This window comes from uncultured Streptococcus sp., assembly GCF_915066115.1.
Taxonomy (GTDB): Bacteria; Bacillota; Bacilli; order Lactobacillales; family Streptococcaceae; genus Streptococcus.
Genome location: NZ_CAJZDT010000066.1, coordinates 1 through 10,318 on the forward strand (window position 1 = coordinate 1; position 10,318 = coordinate 10,318).

8 protein-coding genes and 1 pseudogene are annotated in these 10,318 nt (G+C 39.3%); 5 read left to right on the forward strand and 4 right to left on the reverse strand.

The window, feature by feature from the left end; translation table 11 throughout:
- Positions 1-307: pseudogene (locus QZ565_RS05735) on the forward strand (hypothetical protein); the annotation flags it as partial.
- Positions 308-394: 87 nt separating this feature from the next.
- Here QZ565_RS05735 and QZ565_RS05740 read toward each other — a convergent pair.
- Positions 395-655 carry a hypothetical protein gene (locus tag QZ565_RS05740; RefSeq protein ID WP_000505233.1) on the reverse strand — a complete coding sequence of 87 codons (261 nt, stop codon included), beginning with the start codon at positions 653-655 and terminating at the stop codon, positions 395-397.
- 522 nt (positions 656-1,177) lie between these two features.
- On the opposite strand from QZ565_RS05740, the gene QZ565_RS05745 reads away from it, so the two are divergent.
- The 4 genes from QZ565_RS05745 to QZ565_RS05760 are packed head-to-tail and all read left to right on the forward strand — an operon-like array spanning position 1,178 to position 5,699.
- Complete coding sequence (locus QZ565_RS05745) at positions 1,178-1,951, forward strand: ABC transporter ATP-binding protein (protein ID WP_295526807.1); 774 nt, start codon at positions 1,178-1,180, stop codon at positions 1,949-1,951.
- A complete protein-coding gene (locus QZ565_RS05750; RefSeq protein ID WP_295526810.1) occupies positions 1,941-3,995 on the forward strand; it encodes an FtsX-like permease family protein in 2,055 nt (684 codons plus the stop codon). Before QZ565_RS05745 ends, QZ565_RS05750 begins: the two co-directional genes overlap by 11 nt.
- 32 nt (positions 3,996-4,027) lie before the next feature.
- Positions 4,028-4,717 (forward strand): response regulator transcription factor, encoded by a 690-nt coding sequence (locus QZ565_RS05755; RefSeq protein WP_042751014.1) that lies wholly within the window; start codon positions 4,028-4,030, stop codon positions 4,715-4,717.
- A complete protein-coding gene (locus tag QZ565_RS05760; RefSeq protein WP_295526816.1) occupies positions 4,701-5,699 on the forward strand; it encodes a sensor histidine kinase in 999 nt (332 codons plus the stop codon). Before QZ565_RS05755 ends, QZ565_RS05760 begins: the two co-directional genes overlap by 17 nt.
- 83 nt (positions 5,700-5,782) lie before the next feature.
- Here QZ565_RS05760 and ffh read toward each other — a convergent pair whose 3' ends face one another.
- The 3 genes from ffh to metG form a co-directional block, all read right to left on the reverse strand.
- Positions 5,783-7,354 carry a signal recognition particle protein gene (gene ffh, locus QZ565_RS05765; protein ID WP_295526819.1) on the reverse strand — a complete coding sequence of 524 codons (1,572 nt, stop codon included), beginning with the start codon at positions 7,352-7,354 and terminating at the stop codon, positions 5,783-5,785.
- Between the two features lie 11 nt (positions 7,355-7,365).
- A complete protein-coding gene (locus QZ565_RS05770) occupies positions 7,366-7,698 on the reverse strand; it encodes a putative DNA-binding protein (RefSeq protein WP_004260758.1) in 333 nt (110 codons plus the stop codon).
- 396 nt (positions 7,699-8,094) lie between these two features.
- A complete protein-coding gene (gene metG, locus QZ565_RS05775) occupies positions 8,095-10,092 on the reverse strand; it encodes a methionine--tRNA ligase (RefSeq protein ID WP_295526827.1) in 1,998 nt (665 codons plus the stop codon).
- Between the last annotated feature and the right edge of the window lie 226 nt (positions 10,093-10,318).

Sequence of the window (10,318 nt, forward strand, 5' to 3'; positions counted from 1 at the left end):
TACACCCATTATGAATGACTATAGTATCATTCATAATAGTGATAATAACGAAATTCCGAATAGATATGCTCTAGGAAAGAAAATTGATGTCAATAGAGCAAAAATCGTAGATTTCACCGATATTAAACGAACTGACCATGTTAAATTTGCTTTAACTCACTTCTGTTTAGATGTAAATACATATAACGTTTACTATAATCATTATGTTTGTATTCTTAAATATATCAATGAGTTTATTAGTAATAATGATGGGAAATTTTTAATTGACAATACAGAAATATTAATAAAAAATGTAAAAAAACTGTAATTAGATGATTAATATAAAATATTACTTACAAACTTACAAGAATAGAACCTGATAGATTACATATCAAGCTCTCTTTTTTGGTTTATTCTATTTACTTAATGTTACTGTTTCACCACTATCTCCTGCTAAATCAGGCATTGTTACAGAATCTCCAGAAACTGAATATTTCAGCTCAGTACCATTGTTATCACTGATAATCTGTTTGTCTGTATCAATAGCTACTTTCTCGGAATAGAGGTACTTCACATTATTGCCTCTCTCTGAAAGGAGATTGATATTAAATATGTTTTCATCACCACTTACTTTTAGTTCGTAATGCAATGTCAATTCTTCGTCTTCGAATCCCATTTCAGAACCATCAATACCGCTTTTTTCGTATGAATATGTTCCTGATAGCTGACTATCATTAGTACTTGTACAGTGGTGCTGATAAAGAGATAGCTCAACTACTTACAAATGCAATTACCGTACAAACCGCATCAGAAACAAGAGTAAAATTTAATTGAAATCAACATATGAAAAAATCAATCCCCCCGAAAAATCCCCCCATTGAAGTATATAACCCTTCTAAACCCTTGATTTACAAGGGATAGGGATATACCAGTCTCAATTGAGTGGGAGTAGAGTTTCCTATAAAATAAAAAATAATACTGCTGGAGCATGGACTACAGTGGTATTATTTTTTATAATTTCAATATTAGGAAAATTTCTCGACTCTCAACTCCTCTTTTTAAATCCTTGAAACCATGCTATAATATAGTAAGTATAGCTCCAATAACCTAATGATAAAGATTTCTTACATCATCCGTAAGTGTTATTCTACTCTGATTCATATTATAATGAAAGTAACAAAAGATGGAGGTGTTTCACATGGAAACAATTTTACGAGTAGAATCATTAAAAAAGCATTATGGAAAAGAGCCGAATATCACCAAAGCCTTGAACGGTATATCTTTTCAAGTTGTCAAAGGTGAGTTCTTAGGGATTATGGGGAGCAGTGGTTCTGGGAAAACAACCCTTCTTAACTGTCTCGCTACTATCATCAAACCAACTGACGGCTCCATTCAAATGCAAGAAAAAGATTTAGGTCAGTTAAAAGGTAGTCAGTTAGCTGATTATCGTGGCAAGGAAATTGGCTATCTCTTCCAGAATTTTGAGCTTTTGGACAATCTGACTGCCAAAGAGAATATTTTACTTCCCTTATCTTTGCACAAGGTCGATGCCAATGCAGGCAAGGTTCGGTTAGAATTGCTTTCCCAGTATCTGGATATTTCTGAACTTCTGAATAAGTTCCCATCTCAATTATCAGGTGGTCAACGGCAAAGGGTAGCTGCTGCGCGCGCCTTAATTTTAGACCCTAAGATTGTATTTGCGGACGAGCCCACAGGGGCTTTGGATTCAAAAAATGCGACCATTTTGATGCAAAAATTATCCGAAATGAATCAAGTGGAAGAAACCACCATTCTCATGGTGACCCACGATTCCGTAGCAGCTAGCTTTTGCAACCGCATCTTGTTTATCCAAGATGGAAAACTATTCCATGAAATCCGTCGCGATTATCCAAGAGAAAGTCAAGAAGACTTCTATCACAGAATACTAAAGGTCATGGCTGCACTAGCTGGAGGTGATGGTAATGTTTTCTAAATTAGTCTCAAGAAATAGCAAGAGAGATCGAAAAAATAACGGCTTGTATTTCAGTTCTATGGTTCTGTCTATTATCTCCTTTTACATCATCCTTTCTTTGTCCCATCAAGATGTGATGATCTTTCTAAAACAAATAGAAAGTGACGCTGTAAATAAACTCTTTAGCATGATTCCCATTCTTTATGTAGCAACGCTCTTTATTCTCTTTTTTCTAGTCTACTTCGCAAGCAGTATGCAGATGGAAAGGAGAAAACATGAATTTGGTGTCTATCTCACACTGGGAATGCAAAGAAGCAAACTGTTCTTGCTACTTATGCTCGAGGATTTGAGAAACAGTGTCCTTGCCCTTGGAATAGGCCTTCCTATTTCCATCTTAATTTCAGAATTGATTAGCCTAATAACCGCTAAAATTGTGGGACTAGGGATTATTGAACATCAATTTTCTCTATCTACCACAGCTCTACTCTATACAGTCATCGGCTTCCTAGCTGTAAAATTAGCTGTTTTTGTCCTTTTAAGTACAAAGACTGCCAATATGGAAATCGGAAACCTGCTCGCCTATTCTCCTTCTGGGATGAAGAAACTACTCCCCAAGGGGGTGTACCTTCTTGCTTCTGTCCTCGGAATTTTGCTTCTAGGAACAGCCTATTACATGGGTATGAGTGGACAAGCTTGGGAAAATGTCATAACAATGGGCATCACCGTTCTCTTAGGAACTCTGGGAACTATCCTACTCTTCTTTGGTATGCGTTTATTTATAGACTTTTTGGTCAAGCTTGGAAACAATCGAAAACTTCATGCCTATAATTTTAGACAGATTCAGGAATTAGTTATCCAGCGCTCAACTATACTGGCCATCTGCTCCCTCTTAATCTTCTCTGCCTTGTGCCTCTTTGGAGCAGGTGTGGCCATTGCAAGCGGCAATCCAGGCAATCAAACCCACGTATTGGATTATACATTTAGAGATAGCAAGCAGGAAACAGATGAAAATCTTGATGTAAATGCAGTTAAAAAAGAGCTTGAAGCTGCCGGACTAGTATCACAGTTTTCAAAGATTCTGCAAATTAAAGTAGGCCAAACTAAAGAACACGAATCCGTGTCCTTTGAAGAGGTAATCAAGGAGTTGAAAAATCAAAAAGACAACAAGAACAAGGAAGTTTTGCTTCATAAATTTAAACAGTCTACTAATTTCCACCTCATACCAGTTTCCGAATACAATGAACTTAAAAAGGCTGCCAATCTTCCTCCTCTAGAACTAACTAATAAGGAAGCATATTTGTATATGGGGAAAGATTTTCTGCCAGATGAAAGTCTCGTCAACTCTGTCCTAAAGACAAAGCCTCAAATCAAAGTCATGGGAAATGATGTAAAATTGATTGGCGAGGTGGAGTCTTTGCCAATCGTAACGGATCATGAGATAACCCTCTCTGTCGCTCTCATAGTTCCAGATGAGATTTTTATGAGCTATACAGACGGTCGCTATTCGAACTATGTTAGCGGTATCCTGGCTCCTGAGCTAGTCAAGGAAAAAGGCTTGATGAGAGCTATCTCAGATACCAATGAAAAGCTAAATCAAACCTCTCTTGGCTATGAAAGCTATATACAAAATATGGGAAGGCAATTGTTTTACATTATCTCTGCCAGCTATGTCACCATCTATCTGTCTATCATCTTCCTTGTTGTCGCAAATACAATTATCGGCGTTCAGTTTTTGATGGGACAAAGACAATCCTATAGACGATACCAGACCTTAATCCATCTTGGTGCCAACTACGAAACTCTTTGTAAATCGTCAGAAAAGCAAGTCAACTGGTATTTCGGTCTACCAATAGCCCTTGCACTTATCAGTAGTAGCTTCGGAGTGAGCTCCCTCCTCACAGGAATAGTGCCCACTAGCGCAAGAATGGTTATGGGGCAGAAATTTATCACAGCCATGCTGATCGTACTGCTCTTAGCTGGCTTTGAAGTCATCTATATCAGAATTGTAAAGAAAAATAGCAACAAGTACTTATTGTCATTAATGGAACCCAAAAGAGATGAATAAGGTAGAATAAAATAGGAAAAGGAGGAACCGATATGAAGCATATTCTGGTTATTGAAGATGAAGCCTTGATTCGAGATGAAATTGTCATCTTGTTAGAGAAAGCGGGTTATCAAGTTGATAAGTTGACTGACTTCAAAGATACAAGCCAGCAAGTGCTGCAATACGATACAGATCTAATCATACTGGATTTGAATTTGCCAGGAGAAACAGGTTTTCAAATTTGTAAAAATCTCAAGTCAAAACGCTCTGTCCCTATATTGGTTCTCACTTCCCGTGAACAATTAAAAGATGAAATCTACGCCCTGAAATTAGGGGCAGATGAGTATCTAACAAAGCCTTTCAAGAAAGAAAGATTTTTGGCACGTATAGAAAATATCTTGAAACGCTATGAAGGCAGACAAAATCTACTTGAAAAAGATAATTTTCTGCTGGATAGACAGACCTATACCCTTTATATCAATGGACACTCGATTTTACTCCCCCAAAATCAAGGGAAATTGTTAGAAACTTTATTAGTGGCAACTGATTCTGTCGTCACAAAAGAAGAACTAAGCATGAAACTGTGGAATACAACTGAGTTCATCGATGAAAATGCCCTTCAAGTAAATATTGCAAGACTCAAAAAGGTGATGAAACAGGCTGGCATTGCACTTCAAGTCAAGTCCGTCAGAGGCATCGGTTACAAATTGGAAGAGGAAAGGGAATATGAAACAGAATCCTAAATATTTGGCTACCTATCTGCCTTGGTTACTTGTTCTCTTAGCATTTGATCTATTCACAGCTGTCCTGCTTTGGCTTTCAGACGTGAGAAAGTTTCAAGCCCTCATCATTCTCTATCTTTTAGCTACTGTCCTGCTCTTTTTCATCCTATCATTCCTACTGATAAGAAAAGAAAGAAAAAAATCCGCTGCCTATAAAGCCTTCATAGCCAATCCTAAGATGGATACGGAGCTGGATTTATTGCGTTTATCAAGTGCCTCAGAGAAAGAAAGCATCGAAGAAATCGCAAATGCGCTTTACCAAAGGCAAGCGGAAATAGGAAAGCTCAACTCATTACTAGCCGAATACGAGGACTATGTTGAAAAATGGGCTCATGAAATCAAACTCCCTCTATCGCTTCTTTCCCTCCTTTTGGACAATCAAAGTGACCAGTTGCCAAAGGATACAACTTTTAAGTTGGACTATGTGAAAAATCAAATCCAAGGAAATGTATCACAGATACTATTCTATTACAGAATGAAAAGTGAAAAAAATGATTTTCTATTTGAAGACCTTGACCTCCAAGAGTGTATCCAAGATCTTTTGGAAAACTTTGATCCCTTGCTCAAAGAAAAGAAATTTACGATTCAGCTAGAGAACATACATGGAATCTGCTACACCGATCAACGCAGTTTTGAATTTATCCTCTCTCAAATACTCGCCAACGCCCTTAAATATAGCTCTGACAAGCCCGAACTCAGTATTTCTATGTCAAAAGATAAGGGGCGCACAAGTCTGATTATTAGGGATAATGGCTGCGGAGTTAAAGCTTGCGACCTCCCTCATATCTTTGAAAAAGGCTTTACAGGTGATTCAGGTGATACAAGGAAAAAATCAACAGGTATGGGGCTCTATCTAGTCAAACAATTAGCAGATGCTTTAAAAATCGAAATCACAGTAAAATCCGAATGGACGCAAGGATTTGAAATCTCTCTTTCTATTTAGTCAATTTTTCGATTAAGAAAATTGCCTAATCATAGAAAGCACATATGTTATATCAAAAAGGAAAGCACTTCTGCTTTCCTTTTTTATTTGCGTTTCTTCTTAGCTTTTTTCATTTTATTCGCCATGCGTTTCATTGACTGTTTCATAGCAAATTCACCGATTTTACCTTTTAATCCACCACCAAACATCTGGCTCATATCTGGCATTCCCGCTCCTCCTAGAGCTGATAAGTCAGGCATACCACCTTGTCCCATCATTCCTTCAAGGGCAGACATATCCATTCCTCCCATATTTGGCATATTTTTAGGAAGGTTGTTTGGATTGATTCCCATTTGCTTCATCATTTTGTTCATATCTCCAGACATAACACCCTGCATGAGCTGTTTAGCCTGGTTAAAGTCCTTGATAAATTTATTGACTTCGACGAATGTATTTCCAGAACCTGAGGCAATACGACGACGACGGCTTGGATTTAACAAATCTGGATTTTCACGTTCTTCAGGCGTCATAGAAGACACAATGGCACGTTTGCGTACAATCTGGCGTTCATCTACCTTCATGTTTTGGAGGGCTGGATTGTTAGCCATACCTGGAATCATCTTGAGCAAGTCTTCCATTGGTCCCATGTTTTGCACCTGATCCAACTGATCAATGAAATCATTGAAATCAAAGGTGTTTTCACGCATCTTCTCAGCCATTTCAAGGGCTTTTTGCTCATCGTATTCCTGAGAAGCTTTCTCAATCAAAGTGAGCATATCCCCCATACCAAGGATACGGCTAGACATACGGTCTGGGTGGAAGGTTTCGATATCTGTAATCTTTTCACCTCTACCAGTGAACTTGATTGGTTTTCCAGTAATGTGACGAACAGATAGAGCCGCACCACCACGAGTATCCCCATCAATCTTGGTAAGGATAACCCCAGTTACTTCTAACTGAGCATTAAACTCACGCGCAACATTGGCCGCTTCCTGACCAATCATAGCATCAACGACAAGCAGGATTTCATTTGGTTGAGCCAAGGCTTTCACGTCACGAAGCTCATTCATCAAAAGCTCATCAATCTGCAAACGACCTGCCGTATCAATCAAGACATAGTCGTTGTGATTGGTTTGGGCTTGTTCCAAACCTTGACGTACAATCTCCACAGCTGGAACCTCTGTTCCTAGAGCAAAAACTGGTACATCAATCTGTTGTCCCAAGGTTTTAAGCTGGTCAATGGCAGCTGGACGATAGATATCCGCCGCAATCATCAAAGGACGAGCATTTTCTTCTTTCTTGAGTTTGTTGGCCAATTTACCAGCAAAGGTTGTTTTACCAGCCCCCTGTAAACCAACCATCATGATGATTGTAGGAATCTTAGGTGACTTGATAATTTCTGCCGTATCAGAACCTAAAACGGCTGTCAGTTCCTCATCAACGATTTTAATAATTTGTTGCGCAGGATTAAGGGTATCAATGACCTCATGCCCAACTGCACGCTCACGAACTTTCTTGATAAAGTCCTTTACAACAGGCAAGGCAACGTCGGCCTCAAGCAAGGCCAAGCGAATTTCTTTGGTTGCCTCTTGGACATCAGATTCAGAGATTTTTCCTTTTTTACGTAGATTTTTAAAGACGTTCTGTAAACGTTCTGTTAAACTTTCAAATGCCATTTTTCTTCCTCTTATTCTCTATTATCAATGCTTGTTAAAATTTCTATCTGTTCCTTCAGAAAGTCATCCTTGGGATAGCGCTCCAAAATCTGGTCAAAAATCTGACTGCGGACAATGTAGTCCGAGTACATGTGCAATTTCATCTCATAATCTTCCAGAATCTTTTCTGTCCGCTTGATATTGTCGTAAACAGCCTGACGACTGACACCGAACTCCTCGGCAATCTCAGCAAGGCTGTAATCATCAGCGTAGTAGAGCTCGATATAATTCATTTGCTTATCTGTCAAAAGCGCTGCATAAAATTCAAAGAGCGCATTCATGCGATTGGTTTTTTCGATTTCCATAACCTTTATTATACCAAAAAATCTATTATACTTCTACATTAGAAATCATTCTAATAAAGATAGAAAAATAATGGTAAGTTCTAAAAGCAACTTCCACATAACTTTTCAACGTAGAATTTTTTTCGATTTAGGTTCGCTTTCTTTTGAGGGTCAAGCGGCTTTTTCCCCGTGTTTTTTCAGACCCAAGCCAATCTCAACTTCCAGTTGCCACTCATGAATCCAACTTACTTGCCTAGAACTTAGTGAGTATATTTGTGGCTATTGTCTGCGACCATAATACGAATCCCATCAATGAAAATCTCAGTTTAGTCAACAAAGAAAAGCCCTTAGAAACTTGTAGTCTAAAGGCTTTGTCTTAAATCTGAAACCAACGTGGATAACGTTGGTCTTTTACTTTTACCCAATCACACTTCCGTTTGGTACAGCTGGATCAACTGTAAGAAGGGTTAATTGTCCATCATGTTCAGCTGAGAGAATCATCCCTTGGCTGACATATTTTTTCATCATTTTACGTGGTTTGAGGTTGGCAACAATTTGGACTTTCTTGCCGACCAATTCTTGTTCATTTGGATAGTACTTCGCAATTCCTGAAAGGATTTGACGGTCTTGACCATCACCAGCATCTAGGCGGAATTGGAGCAGCTTATCAGAACCTTCTACTTTGGAAACTTCTTTGACTTCTGCAACACGAATTTCAACCTTGTCAAAGTCTTCAAACTTAATTTCTTCCTTGTTTAGTTTGAGTTCAACCTCATCTGGATTCCATTCTTTTTCGACTGCTGGTTTATTGCCTTCCATTTGTTCCTTGATATAGGCGATTTCTTCTTCCATATCGAGACGTGGGAAGATTGGTGTTCCTTTGGCGACTACTGTTACACCCTCAGGGAAATTAGCCAAACTCAAGTTCTCAAGGCTCGCTACTTCTTCCAATCCAAGTTGAGTCAAGACTGCACGACTGGTTTCCATCATAAATGGTTCAATCAAGTGAGCTACGACACGAAGGCTGGCTGCCAAGTGGCTCATAACACTTGCCAATTGGTCACGAAGTGCTTCATCCTTAACCAAGACCCATGGAGCTGTCTCGTCGATGTATTTATTAGTACGAGAGATAAGAGTCCATACTGCTTCTAGGGCACGTGGGTAGTCAACTGCTTCCATGTGTGTATGGTAGTCAGCGATTGATTCAGCAGCTACTTGAGCAAGAGCATTGTCAAATTCTGTCACACCTTCCACATAGGCTGGAATTTGCCCATCAAAGTACTTGTTAATCATAGAAACCGTACGGTTGAGGAGGTTTCCAAGGTCATTGGCTAATTCATAATTGATACGGCCGACATAGTCTTCAGGAGTGAAGGTTCCGTCTGAACCAACTGGAAGACTACGCATGAGGTAGTAACGAAGCGGATCTAGTCCATAACGCTCTACTAACATTTCAGGATAAACGACATTCCCTTTAGACTTAGACATCTTTCCGTCTTTCATGACAAACCACCCATGGGCAATCAAACGATCTGGTAATTTGATATCCAACATCATCAGAAGGATTGGCCAGTAGATTGAGTGGAAACGAAGAATGTCTTTTCCTACCATATGGAAGACAGTTCCATTCCAGAACTTGTCAAAGTTACCATGTTCGTCTTGACCATAGCCAAGAGCTGTCGCATAGTTAAGAAGGGCATCAATCCAAACATAGACAACGTGTTTTGGATTAGATGGTACTGGAACACCCCATGTAAAGGTTGTACGAGAAACAGCCAAGTCTTCCAAACCTGGTTCGATGAAGTTGCGGAGCATTTCATTAAGACGACCATCAGGAGTGATAAATTCAGGATGGGATTTAAAAAATTCGACCAAGCGGTCTTGGTATTTGCTGAGGCGAAGGAAGTATGATTCTTCAGATACCCATTCCACTTCGTGACCTGATGGAGCAATACCGCCCGTCACATTTCCAGCTTCGTCACGGAAAACTTCTGCAAGTTGACTTTCTGTAAAGAATTCCTCATCTGAGACTGAATACCAGCCAGAGTATTCACCTAAGTAGATGTCATCTTGAGCCAGCAAGCGTTCAAAGACCTGCGCCACTACTTTTTCATGGTAGTCATCCGTTGTGCGGATGAATTTATCGTATGAGATATCTAGTAATTTCCAGAGTTCTTTGACTCCAACTGCCATCCCATCAACATAGGCTTGAGGTGTGATGCCAGCTTCTTCAGCTTTTTGCTGGATTTTTTGGCCATGCTCATCAAGACCTGTCAAATAAAAGACATCGTAGCCCATGAGGCGTTTGTAACGAGCTAGGACATCACAAGCGATAGTTGTGTAGGCAGAACCGATATGGAGTTTACCAGATGGATAGTAAATCGGTGTTGTAATATAAAAATTCTTTTCAGACATAATTTTTCCTTTCCAGGCAAATGAAACCTGTTTTTCTAACACTTCATTATATCATATTTTTAGTGATTTTCGATAGGAAAATCCATACAAAAACAAGACAGACAACTGTCCATCCTGTTTTTTCTGCTCTATATCTTATTCATAACGAAGGGCTTCGATTGGATCAAGTTTCGATGCCTTATTGGCTGGCGAGACACCCCCACGAACACCTCACCCCTACCTCACG